The following is a 14,656-nucleotide window of genomic DNA, read 5'->3' as shown; positions in this document are numbered from 1 at the left end:
TCGTTAGTGTAATGTTGGCTTGCGAACTTCCGGTGCGGTTGGCTGCTGGCGTGAGAAGGTTTCGTGGCACAGCAGCGCGGCGACGCGCACGTACTCGATAATCTCCTCCAACGACATTTCGAGCTCTTCCTGATCTTCGTCCTCGTCGTAACCCAGCTGTGCAATATTGCGCAGGTCGTCGATGGCTTCCCCGGTCTCGTCTTTGATTTTGTCCAGCTTCGGCTGAGTCACGCCCAGACCAAGAAGAAAGTGGTTAACCCAACCTGCCAGCGCGTCGGCGCGATCAAACACGCTTACTGCGTCGCCTTCCGGCATATAGAGCTGGAACAAGAAACCGTCGTCTTCCAGCGAGTCGCTGGTTACGGAGTGCATGTTGCGCAGCGATTCGGCCAGTTCATGACCAAATGCGAGGCCTTCGTTCGTCAGGTCATGCACCAGCGGCTGCCAGCTGCTGTCTTTATTACCGCCGCACAAGATCCCGCTGATCAAACCGTGCATTTCGGCAGGGGTTAAGCCCACGCCCTGTTGGTTCAGTAACTGGTCTACAGCGTTGTAACCAGGCATTTCGTTCTGTATAGACATGCGCATTCGTCATCGTTGGGAGGAATATTCATGGTATGCTACCACTTTGGACCCTGGTGAACCAGAATAGGGCTTGTACCTTCGCACCAGGGTAGCTATAGTGTCGCCCCTTTGCAGCCCCAGATACGGGCGTGAAGGCCGCGCAGTCAATCAGCAGGAAGGTGGCATGTCTGCACAACCCGTCGATCTCCAAATTTTTGGCCGTTCACTCCGCGTGAATTGCCCGCCTGAACAAAGGGATGCCTTGAATCAGGCAGCTGATGACCTGAATCAGCGGTTGCAAGATTTAAAAGAACGCACTAGAGTCACAAATACTGAGCAGCTGGTCTTCATCGCCGCGTTGAACATCAGCTATGAGTTGACTCAGGAAAAAGCGAAAACCCGTGACTACGCCTCCAGCATGGAACAGCGTATTCGGATGCTTCAGCAGACCATCGAACAAGCGTTGCTTGAGCAAGGTCGCATAAGCGAAAGAACCGGGCCGAAGTTTGAATAACACTTTGCAGTTAACTGTGTTAGAGTAATCGCAAGAACAAAATTTCTCTGAGATGTTTGCAAGCGGGCCAGTCCCCTGAGCCGATATTTCATACCACAAGAATGTGGCGCTCCACGGTTGGTGAGCATGCTCGGTCCGTCCGAGAAGCCTTAAAACTGTGACGACGCATTCACCTTGAACCAAGGGTTCAAGGGTTACAGCCTGCGGCGGCATCTCGGAGATTCCCTTCTTTTTCGTTCCATTCCCTGTTGCTTCATTTTCTACTTTTACCACCTTGTGTATTACACTACGCCTACGTTCAACTGGCTCGCACATAGCCGTGCCCAATCAGGCGATCCGTCATGACTCAACTTTCCGACACCCAGGCTACCCGGCAGCAAATTCGCCAACAGATTCGCCAGCGTCGACGCGCGCTGACGGCAGAGCAGCAGATGCAGTTTGCCCGCCAGGGTGCGGACCGCGCGATGACCTACCCTCCCGTCGCGCAGGCGCGAAGCGTTGCGCTGTTTTTATCCTTTGATGGCGAACTCGATACCCGACCGCTGATCGACCAGCTGTGGCAGGCCGGCAAACGGGTATATCTGCCCGTGCTCCACCCGTTCAGTCCTGGAAATCTGCTGTTTTTACACTATCATCCGCGCAGCGAACTGGTGATGAACCGGTTGAAAATCAACGAGCCGAAACTGGATGTGCGCGACGTCCTGCCGCTCAGTCAGCTCGACGTGCTGATGGTCCCGCTGGTTGCCTTTGACACCGTCGGACAGCGGCTGGGAATGGGAGGCGGCTTCTACGACCGGACATTGCAGAACTGGCGGGATTATTCCCTGCACCCTGTTGGCTATGCCCATGATTGCCAGCAGGTCGACGCACTGCCAACAGCGCACTGGGATATCCCGCTACCGGCGGTGATTACCCCCTCGACGCTGTGGCAGTGGCCGTAAGCTATCGATTACCGAGCTTTTTCAACTGCCGGTTATGCCATCCGCTGAGTAAGAATATCGTCGCCAGCGATCCCAGCAACGCGCAGAACATATCCGACTGGGTGTCCCACGGATCGCCCTGAGTACCGAGAAAATCATCCGCTCCCTGCCCCATCGCCAGCGCCGCCCACCATTCGATTAACTCATAGGTGGCGCTGATCGCCAGCGCAATGCAGCACACCAGAAACGACAGCATCTTGCGTCCGCGCACATAGTCGCCACGCAGCAGAATCTCCCGCGCCGCCAGTGCCGGAACCAGCCCCTGGAAAAAGTGGCCAAGCTTATCGTACGGATTACGGCTTAAATTCAGCCATGCTTGCACATCAAATCCAATCGGCACTTTTGCGTACGTATACATCCCTCCCACCATCAAAATAATGGCGTGGAAGAAGATAAGCACGTACAGGATCGGCGTGAGCGGGTAGCGCGAACGTGTTAAGAGCAGCAGCGGAACGATGATAATGACCGGCGTCACTTCCATCAGCCAGGTGAGACTATCGTGAGTGCCCAACCCCGTCCATGCCAGGATCAGCAGCAGGAGAAAGGCGCCCACATTCAATTGAGAGGTCTGCATAAATTAAAGGGATCCCCGCAGGGATCCTTTTCAAAGGTTAATCAGTAAAGCAGACGGGCGCGGATGGTGCCCGGAATCGCCTTCATGGCCTGCAGCGCTTGCTGTGCCACATCTTCTTCAGCTTCAATATCAATAACCACATAGCCCATCTGCGACGTGGTTTGCAGATACTGCGCCGCGATATTGATGCTTTGAGCGGCAAAGATCTGGTTGATGGCGGTCAGCACGCCCGGACGGTTTTCATGAATGTGCAGCAAACGACGACCGCCGTGCAGCGGCAGAGAAACTTCCGGGAAATTCACCGCGGAGAGCGTCGAACCGTTGTCGGAATACTTCGCCAGCTTGCCCGCCACTTCCAGACCGATATTCTCCTGCGCTTCCTGGGTAGAGCCACCGATGTGCGGCGTCAGGATCACGTTGTCGAACTCGCACAGCGGCGAGGTGAACGGATCGCTGTTGGTTGCCGGCTCCGTCGGGAAGACGTCAATCGCCGCCCCGGCCAGGTGCTTACGCGCCAGCGCATCGCACAATGCAGGAATATCCACCACCGTACCGCGAGAGGCGTTGATCAACAGCGCGCCGGGCTTCATCAGCGCCAGCTCTTCCGCACCCATCATATTTTTGGTGGAGGCGTTTTCCGGCACGTGCAGACTGACGACATCGCTCATATTCAGCAGATCGGAGAGGTGCTGTACCTGAGTAGCGTTGCCCAGCGGCAGTTTACTTTCGATATCATAGAAATAGACGTGCATCCCCAGCGATTCGGCCAGAATCCCCAGCTGTGTACCAATGTGGCCGTAGCCGATGATCCCCAGTTTTTTACCACGCGCTTCGAAGCTGCCGACGGCCAGTTTGTTCCACACGCCGCGGTGCGCTTTCGCGTTAGCTTCTGGCACGCCGCGCAGCATCAGCAGCAGTTCGCCAATCACCAGCTCGGCAACGGAACGGGTATTTGAGAACGGCGCGTTAAAGACGGGAACACCACGTTTCGCCGCCGCGTCTAAATCAACCTGGTTGGTGCCGATACAGAAGCAGCCGACCGCCACCAGTTTTTCCGCTGCCGCGAAGATCTCTTCAGTCAGATGAGTACGGGAACGCAGGCCAATGAAATGAGCATCACGGATCGACGCTTTCAGCTCCTCGCTGTCCAGCGCACCTTTATGAAATTCGATGTTGGTGTAGCCTGCCGCGCGGAGATTCTCCACCGCTTTTTGATGCACACCTTCAACCAGCAGAAACTTAATCTTGTCTTTTTCCAGTGATACCTTAGCCATTTCCCCGTCCTGTTTTGTCTTATCTGATGTCGTGCCGAACGAAAGTTCTTCTCAGCAACATATCAAAAAAAACTATCGCGGCAATATGAACGTTTGCGTCGACGACCTGAAGAAATATCACACAGAGGGAAATGACAGGACAAAACACCAGAAAGAGAAGTAAAGGTAGATTGTTACTAAGGCTGGTTGCATAAATGTGACAGAAGTCACCAAATTTAGCCAGGAGAAAAAATATTTGCGAGGGAGCCATTCGCTCCCCCAATTATATTATTTTACGATGGTTTTTACGCCATCGGCGGTGCCGATCAGGGCGACATCCGCCCCGCGATTGGCAAACAGCCCGACGGTAACGACGCCCGGAATACCGTTGATGGTATTTTCCAGAGCAATAGCATCAAGAATTTCCAGGCCGAAGACGTCAAGAATGACGTTGCCATTGTCGGTGGTCACGCCCTGGCGATACTCCGGGCGACCGCCCAGCTTCACCAGTTGACGCGCGACGGCGCTGCGCGCCATCGGAATCACTTCCACCGGCAGCGGGAATTTACCCAGAATATCCACCTGCTTAGACGCATCAGCAATGCAGATAAATTTATCCGCCACTGAGGCAATAATCTTTTCGCGCGTTAATGCCGCGCCGCCGCCTTTGATCATCTGCATATGGCCATTAATCTCATCGGCGCCGTCAACGTAAATGCCCAGACGGTCAACGCTGTTAAGATCGAAAACCGGGATGCCAAGGCTTTTCAGTTTTTCGGTGGAGGCATCAGAGCTGGAAACAGCGCCTTCAATCTGCCCTTTCATGGTGCCCAGCGCATCGATAAAATGCGCGGCCGTGGAGCCCGTACCGACACCCACGATGGTGCCCGGTTGTACATACTGCAATGCCGCCCAGCCTACTGCTTTTTTCAGTTCATCTTGCGTCATGATTATGGTCCGAGATGTGAATACCTGTGGCGCATTATAGAACACCATGGGGGGAATTGTCCCTGCGGCAGGGTCACACAACTGAGCAGACCATTTTTCGTCTTCATCAAAAACAAATTTATGTCATAGTGCAAGTTAACGAAAAGTTATGGGGGTACGCCAGAGCAATGAAACGACCGGACTACAGAACACTACAAGCGCTGGATGCGGTGATAAGAGAACGTGGGTTTGAGCGCGCCGCGCAGAAGCTATGCATTACACAGTCCGCCGTCTCACAGCGTATTAAACAGCTGGAAAATATGTTCGGCCAGCCGCTGCTGGTCCGTACCGTGCCGCCGCGCCCAACCGAGCAGGGACAAAAGCTGTTAGCCCTGCTGCGCCAGGTTGAGCTGCTGGAAGAAGAGTGGCTGGGCGATGAGCAGACGGGTTCAACGCCGCTGCTGCTGTCGCTGGCGGTCAACGCCGACAGTCTGGCAACCTGGCTGCTGCCCGCGCTGTCTAGCGTCCTTTCCGACTCTCCTATCCGCCTCAACCTGCAGGTCGAAGATGAAACCCGCACTCAGGAACGCCTACGTCGTGGTGAAGTCGTCGGTGCAGTGAGTATTCAACCGCAGGCGCTGCCGAGCTGTCTGGTCGATCAGCTTGGTGCGCTCGACTACCTGTTTGTCGCCTCAAAAGAGTTTGCGCAACGTTATTTCCCTAACGGCGTGACTCGCTCTGCGTTGCTGAAAGCGCCGGTTGTCGCCTTCGATCATCTGGATGATATGCATCAGGCGTTTTTGCAGCAGAACTTCGATCTGCCGCCGGGCAGCGTCCCGTGCCATATCGTGAACTCTTCGGAGGCCTTCGTGCAGCTTGCGCGCCAGGGGACGACCTGTTGCATGATCCCGCATCTGCAAATTGAAAAAGAGCTCAAAAGCGGCGAGCTTATCGATCTCACGCCGGGACTGTTTCAGCGCCGGATGCTCTACTGGCATCGCTTCGCGCCGGAAAGCCGGATGATGCGCCGGGTCACCGATGCGCTGATCGATTACGGTCACAAGGTGCTGCGGCAGGACTAAACGCAGGCGAAAAAAAGCCACTTCAAAGAAGTGGCTTTTTATTTTATCGCTTACTGTGCCGCATCAGGCTGCTTAGCCGGTGCGGCGGGAGCCGGAGCTGGCGCTGCGGGCTGCAGTTCAAAAACGACATCAACCTGATCGTCAAACTGAATAGTCGCCTGCTCGTAGGTTTCCTGCGCGGAAACCGGTGCCGCATCGGCAGCCTTCATCATGCGCACCATCGGGCTCGGCTGATAGTTCGAAACATGGTAGCGAACGCTATAGACCGGCCCCAGCTTGCTGTGGAAGCCTGACGCCAGCTCTTGCGCCTGATGCACCGCATCATCAATGGCTGCTTTGCGCGCCTTATCTTTATAGGCATCCGGTTGCGCAACGCCCAGCGATACAGAGCGCACTTCATTCAGACCCGCCTTCAGCGCGCCGTCCAGCAGACCATTTAGCTTATCCAGCTGGCGCAACGTGACTTCGACGGTGCGCACCGCACGGTAGCCTTTCAGAATACTTTTACCATTCTGGTAGTCGTAGTCCGGCTGGGTACGCAGGTTTGCTGAGTTAATATCTTTTTTGGCAATACCGTTCTTTTCCAGGAACGAGAGGTACTGCGCCACGCGATCGTCGGCCTGCTTCTTCGCTGAAGCGGCATCTTTCGCGGCAACGTTAACTTCAATCGCCAGGGTAGCGATATCCGGTACGGCGGCTACGCTGGCGGTACCTGAAGTCACAATGTGCGGGCCGTTCGGCAATTCATTTGCCTGTACTGCCATTGCACTCAATCCAATTGCTGCCGCCAGGGCCATGAGTTTTAACTTCACTGTCGTTTCTCCATCTTACATTGGTCGCCCGTCTACGGACGCATGCCTGCAAGCTTAACGCGTACGCGGCGAAAGTCCATCGGACAACGCTTAGTTAAGCAGAGCTTGTATATGCATCAGACCATCTTTCGCCAGCTGCAATGCGATAAACCACATCACCAGGCCAACCAGTACATTAATGATTCGCTGCGCACGCGCGGTACGCAAGCGCGGGGCCAGCCAGGCCGCCAGCAGGGCCAGGCCAAAGAACCACAAAAACGAGGCGCTAATTGTGCCCAACGCGAACCAGCGCTTCGGCTCCACGTCCAGCTGCCCTCCCAGGCTTCCCAGCACGACGAAAGTGTCGAGATAAACGTGCGGATTCAGCCAGGTGACCGCCAGCATGGTGACGATAATTTTCCAGCGCCCCTGCTTCATCACCTCCGCACTGGCCAGTTCCAGATTGCTGCTCAACGCCGTTCTCAGCGCGCCGAAACCGTACCAAAGCAGAAAGGCCACGCCGCCCCAGGTCACCAGCGCCAGCAGCCACGGCGACTGCATCAGCAATGCGCTACCGCCAAAAATACCGGCGCAGATCAGCAACAAATCGCTCACCGCGCACAGTAGCGCAATCATCAGGTGATACTGCCGACGAATCCCCTGATTCATCACAAACGCATTTTGCGGGCCAAGCGGCAAAATCATAGCCGCTCCCAGGGCAAGCCCCTGAAAGTAATACGATAACATGGTGTTTTTTCCGGTAAGGTCGTTAATGCAGAAGAATATAGCGCGATAAAATCATTAGAGGAAATTGATAATTTTAATCATTAATAAGAACAGCTAATGTGGTTAATACAATAAAGGCCAGCGTGGCTGGCCTTTAATTCTGCGGCTCAATTACTCCGCTTTCTCCTGCGGGCGCACCACATGGACATCCATCTGCGGGTACGGGAAACTGATGCCGTTGGCGTCAAACTCACGCTTAATGCGCTCCAGCACATCCCAGTATACGCTTTGCAGATCGCTGCTCAGGCTCCAGACGCGAACGACATAGTTCACCGATGACGCTCCCAGCTCATGCAGGCGTACGGTCATTTCGCGATCTTTGAGAATACGATCTTCTGATTCGATAATACGGGTGAGCAGCTGCTTAACCTGATCGATATCGGCATCGTAGGACACGCCGATAATAAATTCGTTGCGCCGTGCCGGTTCACGGGAAAAGTTGATGATGTTGCCGGCGATAATTTTACCGTTCGGGACAACCACAATTTTACCGTCGGCCGTACGCATGGTCGTGGAGAAAATTTGCACATTCAGTACGGTACCGGCGACGCCACCGAGATCAACATACTCACCTGCGCGGAACGGGCGGAACATGACCAGCAATACGCCAGCGGCCAGGTTAGACAGCGAGCCCTGCAGCGCCAGGCCGACGGCTAAACCGGCGGCACCGAGTACGGCAATCACCGATGCGGTCTGCACGCCTACGCGACCCAATGCGGCAATCAGGGTGAAGGCGACAACGGCATAGCGCACCAGAGCGGACAGAAAATCGGCAACGGTCGCATCAATCTTACGCGCCAGCATCAGTCGGTTCACCGTATTAGAGATGACCCGCGCCACAATCATACCGACGATAATAATCGCGATGGCGGCAACGATATTGACGGCATAGCTCAGCAGTAATTCCTGATTGCGCACCAGCCATGAACTGGCGTTGTGTAGGCTATCGCCAACGTTCAACTCTTCCATTTAACCTTCCTTATGAATACCCGTAGGGGGAATAAAAAAACCAAACCTGCACAGCGACAGGTTAACTAAGGGTAAACAATATGCACATGTTTTGCCAAGTTGATCACAATTTTCAGAGAAATATGATGATATTCAGGCATAAAAAAGCCCGCAATTAAGCGGGCTTTCGGGCAAGAATAAAAGATGCTTACAGAACGTCGATCGCGTTCAGCTCTTTAAATGCCTGCTCCAGACGAGTCACCATGGACGCCTGTGCAGCACGCAGCCATACGCGCGGATCGTAGTATTTCTTGTTCGGCTGGTCTTCGCCTTTCGGGTTGCCCAGCTGGCCCTGCAGGTAAGCTTCGTTGGTTTTGTAGTACTGCAGGATACCGTCCCAGGTTGCCCATTGGGTATCGGTATCGATGTTCATTTTGATAACGCCGTAGCTGACGGAGTCTTTGATTTCCTGAGCAGAAGAACCGGAACCGCCGTGGAAGACGAAGTTCAGGCTGTTGTGCGGCAGGTTGTGTTTCTTAGAAACATATTCCTGAGAATCGCGCAGGATAGTCGGAGTCAGAACCACGTTACCCGGCTTGTACACGCCGTGTACGTTACCGAAGGAAGCGGCGATGGTGAAACGCGGGCTGATTTTGCTCAGTTCAGTGTACGCGTAATCAACGTCTTCCGGCTGAGTGTACAGGGCAGAAGCGTCCATGTGGCTGTTGTCCACGCCGTCTTCTTCGCCACCGGTGCAACCCAGTTCGATTTCCAGAGTCATGTCCATTTTGGCCATGCGCGCCAGATATTTAGAGCAGATTTCGATGTTTTCGTGCAGGGACTCTTCAGACAGGTCAATCATGTGAGAAGAGAACAGCGGTTTGCCGGTAGCAGCGAAGTGTTTTTCACCCGCGTCCAGCAGGCCGTCGATCCACGGCAGCAGTTTCTTCGCGCAGTGGTCGGTGTGCAGAATAACCGGTACGCCGTAGTGTGCAGCCATCTGGTGAACGTGATGTGCGCCAGAGATAGCACCCAGGATTGCAGCGCCCTGCGGAACGTCAGTTTTGACTGCTTTACCTGCGATGAACGCAGCGCCGCCGTTAGAGAACTGAACGATAACCGGGGATTTAGCTTTTGCAGCTGCTTCCAGAACGGCGTTAATGGAGTCAGTACCCACACAGTTAACCGCTGGCAGAGCAAAGTTATTTTCTTTAGCTACCTGGAACACTTTCTGAACGTCATCACCAGTGATCACGCCAGGTTTTACGAAATCAAAAATTTTAGACATGTTACGTAGTCCTGTATCTTCGGCCGTTTATGCTCGCCATAATTCGTGTGGCAGTCCCCTGGCTTCCCTCGCTTACCCCGGTTCCGTAAGAACCAGGTTTTCGCGCTGTCGCCACCTTCCGGCAACACGAATTATTTAGAGCAACAAATTGAATTTTATTTGAAAAACAGGCGGGATTTTCCCGCCTGATCAAACTTACTTCTTAGCGCGCTCTTCAAGCATCGCTACAGCTGGCAGGACTTTGCCTTCCACGAATTCGAGGAATGCGCCACCGCCAGTGGAGATGTAGGAAATTTTGTCCGAAATGCCGAACAGGTCAATCGCCGCCAGGGTGTCACCGCCGCCGGCGATGGAGAAACCTTCGCTGTCTGCGATGGCGTTAGCCACGATTTCAGTCCCTTTACGGAAGTTCGGGAATTCGAATACGCCAACCGGACCATTCCACAGAATAGTTTTAGCGTCTTTCAGGATATCAGCCAGTTTCTGTGCAGAAACGTCGCCCAGATCCAGAATCTGCTCGTCATCTTTGATGTCGTTTACAGATTTCAGCGTGGCAGCTGCTGTTTCGGAGAACTCAGTTGCTACGCGAACGTCTGTCGGAACCGGGATATCACAGGTGGTCAGCAGGCGCTTAGCTTCGTCAACCAGGTCTGCTTCATACAGGGATTTACCCACGTTGTGGCCCTGGGCGGCAACGAAGGTGTTGGCGATACCACCGCCAACGATCAGTTGGTCAGCGATTTTGGACAGGGAGTCGAGAACGGTCAGTTTGGTGGAAACTTTAGAACCGCCAACAATAGCAACCATCGGGCGAGCCGGCTCTTTCAGCGCTTTACCCAGCGCGTCCAGCTCAGCGGCCAGCAGCGGGCCTGCGCACGCGACGTCGGCAAATTTACCGATACCGTGGGTAGATGCCTGTGCACGGTGTGCAGTACCGAATGCGTCCATCACGAACACGTCGCACAGTGCCGCGTATTTTTTGGACAGCGCTTCGTCGTCTTTTTTCTCGCCTTTGTTAAAGCGAACGTTTTCCAGAACAACCAGTTCACCGGCTGCAACTTCAACGCCATCCAGGTAATCTTTAACCAGACGTACCGGGTTAGACAGTTTGTCTTTCAGGTAATTAACAACCGGCAGCAGAGAGAATTCTTCGTTGTACTCGCCTTCGGTCGGACGACCCAGGTGAGAAGTGACCATCACTTTAGCACCCTGTTTCAGAGCCAGCTCAATGGTCGGCAGAGAAGCACGGATACGCGCGTCGCTGGTTACTTTCCCGTCTTTAACTGGTACGTTCAGATCGGCACGGATAAATACGCGTTTACCAGCCAGATCCAGATCGGTCATCTTAATTACAGACATGGTGAATCCTCTCAATGATTCTTAAAGTTTTGCAGACGCCATACGCGCTATCGTGAACGATGTTGCGCACGGATGTCTCACCTGAAACCAATAACGGCCATCGCTAACGTCGTGTCGAGCATCCGGTTAGCAAAGCCCCATTCATTATCGCACCAGACCAATGTTTTGATCAGATGAGCGCCACTAACCCGGGTTTGGGTGCCATCAACGATGGCGCTGTGCGGGTCGTGGTTAAAATCTATCGAGACCAACGGCAATTCCGTATAGTCAACTATACCATGAAATGTACCTTGTGCTGCTTTTTGCAGCAACTGGTTGACTTCATTGGCCTTTACGGGTTTCTTCACCGTCACACTCAGGTCAATCGCCGTCACATTAATCGTCGGTACGCGGACCGCAATTGCCTCGAAACGGTCATTAAACTGCGGGAAAATTCGCGTGATCCCCGCCGCAAGTTTGGTATCAACCGGAATAATCGACTGACTGGCCGCGCGCGTTCTGCGCAGGTCCGGATGATAGGCGTCGATCACCTGTTGATCGTGCATAGCGGAGTGAATTGTCGTTACCGTTCCTGACTCAATGCCGTAGGCATCATCTAACAGTTTTATGACCGGGATAATGCAGTTGGTCGTGCAGGAGGCGTTAGAGACAATACGGTGCTCAGTACGTAATTCACCGTGATTCACGCCATAAACAACGGTCGCGTCAATATCGCTGCTGCCGGGATGGGAAAAGAGCACTTTCTTTGCCCCAGCCTGAATATGGGCTTCGCCATGCTCACGGCTGCCGTAAACGCCGGTACAATCGAGAACAATATCAACCGCCAGCTCCTGCCAGGGTAGCGCCTCAATCGAAGGTTCATGCAGCAGGCGAATAGCATCATCGCCGACGTAAAGCTGCTCTCTCTCCTGGCGAACATCCCAGGCAAAGCGCCCATGGCTGGTGTCATATTTCAACAAATGCGCGATGCCCGCAGCATCCGCCAGTTCGTTGATTGCCACCACGGTAATTTCCGCACGACGCCCGGATTCATATAAAGCGCGAACCACGTTGCGTCCTATGCGACCGAAGCCATTAATCGCGATGCGTATGGTCATAGGTCTCCTGCAAGGTTGTCCCTGATTTGAGGTGGCTGACAGAGTAATCCAGCAACGCCCGGAGGGAAACCTTACCCGTCGCAAACTGCGACTGATTGATTAATTGTCGAACATTTAAACGACTGAAACGCTTCAGCTAGAATAAGCGAAACAAGGAATAAAAGGAATGTCTGTCCAGCGGAAGAAGTGAGTTATCTGACGTACGTCACATTTTGGTTGGAATAATACGCAATCTTCCAACGGCCATCGGGAATAACGGTGATAAAAAAAAAGCCGGGGATTATCCCGGCTTTTTCTGCGCTTACTGCCCGGATAGCCGGGCAGATAACGACTACAGCAGCGCTTTCGCTTTCGCGACCACGTTGTCGACGGTGAAGCCGAACTCTTCGAACAGCAGTTCCGCTGGCGCTGACTCACCGAAGGTGGTCATGCCAACGATAGCCCCGTTCAGGCCCACGTATTTGAACCAGTAGTCAGCAATGCCCGCTTCGATAGCAACGCGTGCAGAAACGGCTTTCGGCAGCACGGATTCACGGTAAGCCGCGTCCTGCTTGTCGAACGCGTCGGTCGACGGCATGGACACCACGCGCGCCTTCACGCCTTCGCCTGTCAGCTTGTCCCATGCCGCAACCGCCAGCTCAACTTCAGAACCGGTTGCGATGAAGATAAGCTCTGGCTGACCCGCACAGTCTTTCAGCACGTAGCCACCGCGAGCGATGTCTTTCAGCTGCTGTTCGGTACGATCCTGCTGCGCCAGGTTCTGACGAGACAGGATCAGCGCGGTCGGGCCGTCGTGACGTTCAACGCCGTATTTCCACGCTACCGCAGATTCCACCTGGTCACACGGACGCCAGGTTGACATGTTCGGGGTCACGCGCAGAGAAGCCACCTGCTCAACCGGCTGGTGAGTCGGGCCGTCTTCGCCCAGACCGATGGAGTCGTGGGTGTAGACCATCACCTGACGCTGTTTCATCAGTGCAGCCATACGCACCGCGTTACGCGCATATTCGACGAACATCAGGAAGGTCGAGGTGTACGGCAGGAAACCGCCGTGCAGGGCGATACCGTTGGCGATCGCGGTCATCCCGAATTCGCGCACGCCGTAGTGGATGTAGTTCCCGGCAGTATCTTCGTTGATGGCTTTAGAACCCGACCAGATAGTCAGGTTAGAAGGCGCCAGGTCAGCGGAGCCACCGAGGAATTCCGGCAGTAACGGGCCAAACGCTTCAATCGCGTTCTGCGACGCTTTACGGCTGGCGATTTTCGCCGGGTTTGCCTGCAGCTTAGCGATGAATTCGTTCGCTTTCGCGTCGAAATCAGCCGGCATGTCACCTTTCATACGACGGGTGAATTCAGCCGCTTCCTGCGGGAAGGCTTTGGCATAGGCTGCGAACTTCTCGTTCCACGTTGCTTCTTTGGCCTGGCCGGCTTCTTTCGCATCCCACTGCGCGTAGATATCAGACGGGATCTCGAACGGTGCGTATTTCCAGCCCAGCTGTTCGCGGGTCAGCGCGATTTCTGCGTCACCCAGCGGTGCGCCGTGGGAGTCGTGGGTACCGGCTTTGTTCGGGGAACCGAAACCGATGATGGTTTTACACATCAGCAGAGACGGTTTGTCGGTGACCGCACGCGCTTCTTCTACCGCGCGTTTAATCGCGGCTGCGTCGTGACCGTCAACGCCGCGCACCACGTGCCAGCCGTAGGCTTCAAAGCGTTTAGCGGTATCGTCAGTGAACCAGCCTTCAACGTGGCCGTCGATGGAGATGCCGTTGTCATCATAGAACGCCACCAGTTTACCCAGCTTCAGGGTACCCGCCAGGGAGCACACTTCGTGGGAGATACCTTCCATCATGCAGCCGTCGCCCATGAAGGCGTAGGTGAAGTGGTCAACGATATCGTGGCCCGGACGGTTGAACTGCGCGGCCAGCGTTTTTTCCGCGATAGCCATGCCCACGGCGTTAGCAATCCCCTGGCCCAGCGGGCCGGTGGTGGTTTCCACGCCTGCGGTGTAGCCCACTTCCGGATGGCCCGGAGTCTTAGAGTGCAGCTGACGGAAGTTTTTCAGCTCTTCGATCGGCAGGTCATAACCGGTGAGGTGCAGCAGGCTGTAGATCAGCATGGAGCCGTGGCCGTTGGACAGCACGAAGCGGTCGCGGTCGGCCCAGGCCGGGTTCTGCGGGTTATGGTTCATGAAATCACGCCACAGGACTTCGGCAATGTCAGCCATACCCATCGGGGCACCCGGGTGGCCGGATTTGGCTTTCTGTACAGCATCCATGCTCAGCGCACGAATAGCGTTAGCAAGCTCTTTACGTGAGGACATTTTGACTCCAGTTCGGACTGTTGAAGGCCATACCCTTAACGACTTGACGAGAGCGCGTTTTGGGCTACGCCAGAAAAAAGTGTCAACAATGTAACCCAAGCGCGAAAGCATGTACATGGAGCATCCTTTTGTGGTTTAAGAAATCTCCGGAACACGTTGTGCTGCCCCGG

14 protein-coding genes and 1 other RNA gene are annotated in these 14,656 nt (G+C 54.5%); 4 read left to right on the top strand and 11 right to left on the bottom strand.

All coding sequences use genetic code 11. The features are described 5' to 3' along the window. Nucleotides 1-3 precede the first annotated feature (3 nt). Nucleotides 4-582: a YecA family protein gene (locus tag ACMYSK_RS23595; protein WP_434638843.1), complete on the bottom strand. Its 579-nt coding sequence runs from the start codon at nucleotides 580-582 to the stop codon at nucleotides 4-6. Nucleotides 583-748: 166 nt separating this feature from the next. On the opposite strand from ACMYSK_RS23595, the gene zapA reads away from it, so the two are divergent. The 3 genes from zapA (at nucleotide 749) to ACMYSK_RS23580 (ending at nucleotide 2,019) form a co-directional block, all read left to right on the top strand. Continuing rightward, nucleotides 749-1,078 carry a cell division protein ZapA gene (gene zapA / locus ACMYSK_RS23590; RefSeq protein ID WP_004867406.1) on the top strand — a complete coding sequence of 110 codons (330 nt, stop codon included), beginning with the start codon at nucleotides 749-751 and terminating at the stop codon, nucleotides 1,076-1,078. Between the two features lie 41 nt (nucleotides 1,079-1,119). Beyond that, a non-coding RNA gene (ssrS, locus tag ACMYSK_RS23585) (6S RNA) lies at nucleotides 1,120-1,303 on the top strand. Nucleotides 1,304-1,419: 116 nt separating this feature from the next. Further along, complete coding sequence (locus ACMYSK_RS23580) at nucleotides 1,420-2,019, top strand: 5-formyltetrahydrofolate cyclo-ligase (RefSeq protein WP_434638841.1); 600 nt, start codon at nucleotides 1,420-1,422, stop codon at nucleotides 2,017-2,019. 1 nt (nucleotide 2,020) lies between these two features. Here the strand turns inward: ACMYSK_RS23580 and ACMYSK_RS23575 are convergent, their stop codons facing one another. From ACMYSK_RS23575 to rpiA, 3 genes are all read right to left on the bottom strand, one after another. After that, a complete protein-coding gene (locus ACMYSK_RS23575) occupies nucleotides 2,021-2,632 on the bottom strand; it encodes a DUF2238 domain-containing protein (protein ID WP_434638839.1) in 612 nt (203 codons plus the stop codon). 41 nt (nucleotides 2,633-2,673) lie between these two features. Then, nucleotides 2,674-3,906: a phosphoglycerate dehydrogenase gene (serA, locus tag ACMYSK_RS23570; RefSeq protein WP_434638837.1), complete on the bottom strand. Its 1,233-nt coding sequence runs from the start codon at nucleotides 3,904-3,906 to the stop codon at nucleotides 2,674-2,676. A 267-nt stretch (nucleotides 3,907-4,173) separates the two neighbouring features. Next, nucleotides 4,174-4,833, bottom strand: coding sequence for a ribose-5-phosphate isomerase RpiA (rpiA, locus tag ACMYSK_RS23565; protein ID WP_434638836.1), 660 nt, complete (start codon nucleotides 4,831-4,833; stop codon nucleotides 4,174-4,176). Between the two features lie 167 nt (nucleotides 4,834-5,000). On the opposite strand from rpiA, the gene argP reads away from it, so the two are divergent. Further along, the gene (argP, locus tag ACMYSK_RS23560; RefSeq protein WP_434638835.1) at nucleotides 5,001-5,894 is read left to right on the top strand and encodes a DNA-binding transcriptional regulator ArgP; all 894 of its coding nucleotides are present in this window, start codon (nucleotides 5,001-5,003) and stop codon (nucleotides 5,892-5,894) included. Nucleotides 5,895-5,944: 50 nt separating this feature from the next. Here the strand turns inward: argP and ACMYSK_RS23555 are convergent, their stop codons facing one another. The 7 genes from ACMYSK_RS23555 to tkt form a co-directional block, all read right to left on the bottom strand. Continuing rightward, on the bottom strand, nucleotides 5,945-6,706 hold the full coding sequence (locus ACMYSK_RS23555; protein ID WP_434638834.1) for an oxidative stress defense protein: 762 nt from the start codon (nucleotides 6,704-6,706) through the stop codon (nucleotides 5,945-5,947). A 90-nt stretch (nucleotides 6,707-6,796) separates the two neighbouring features. Beyond that, nucleotides 6,797-7,432, bottom strand: coding sequence for an arginine exporter ArgO (gene argO / locus ACMYSK_RS23550; RefSeq protein ID WP_434638832.1), 636 nt, complete (start codon nucleotides 7,430-7,432; stop codon nucleotides 6,797-6,799). 150 nt (nucleotides 7,433-7,582) lie between these two features. Beyond that, on the bottom strand, nucleotides 7,583-8,440 hold the full coding sequence (gene mscS / locus ACMYSK_RS23545; protein WP_434638830.1) for a small-conductance mechanosensitive channel MscS: 858 nt from the start codon (nucleotides 8,438-8,440) through the stop codon (nucleotides 7,583-7,585). A gap of 187 nt (nucleotides 8,441-8,627) precedes the next feature. After that, complete coding sequence (gene fbaA, locus ACMYSK_RS23540) at nucleotides 8,628-9,707, bottom strand: class II fructose-bisphosphate aldolase (protein ID WP_434638828.1); 1,080 nt, start codon at nucleotides 9,705-9,707, stop codon at nucleotides 8,628-8,630. Between the two features lie 195 nt (nucleotides 9,708-9,902). Next, nucleotides 9,903-11,066: a phosphoglycerate kinase gene (pgk, locus tag ACMYSK_RS23535; protein ID WP_434638827.1), complete on the bottom strand. Its 1,164-nt coding sequence runs from the start codon at nucleotides 11,064-11,066 to the stop codon at nucleotides 9,903-9,905. A gap of 77 nt (nucleotides 11,067-11,143) precedes the next feature. Beyond that, complete coding sequence (gene epd / locus ACMYSK_RS23530; protein WP_434638826.1) at nucleotides 11,144-12,163, bottom strand: erythrose-4-phosphate dehydrogenase; 1,020 nt, start codon at nucleotides 12,161-12,163, stop codon at nucleotides 11,144-11,146. A gap of 331 nt (nucleotides 12,164-12,494) precedes the next feature. Further along, the gene (tkt, locus tag ACMYSK_RS23525; RefSeq protein ID WP_434638825.1) at nucleotides 12,495-14,486 is read right to left on the bottom strand and encodes a transketolase; all 1,992 of its coding nucleotides are present in this window, start codon (nucleotides 14,484-14,486) and stop codon (nucleotides 12,495-12,497) included. Nucleotides 14,487-14,656: the final 170 nt, after the last annotated feature.

The sequence above is a fragment of the Klebsiella sp. I138 genome (assembly GCF_051131765.1).
GTDB lineage: Bacteria > Pseudomonadota > Gammaproteobacteria > Enterobacterales > Enterobacteriaceae > Klebsiella.
The sequence above is the reverse complement of the archived record's forward strand: the minus strand, read 5'-3'. Positions and strand labels throughout refer to the sequence as shown.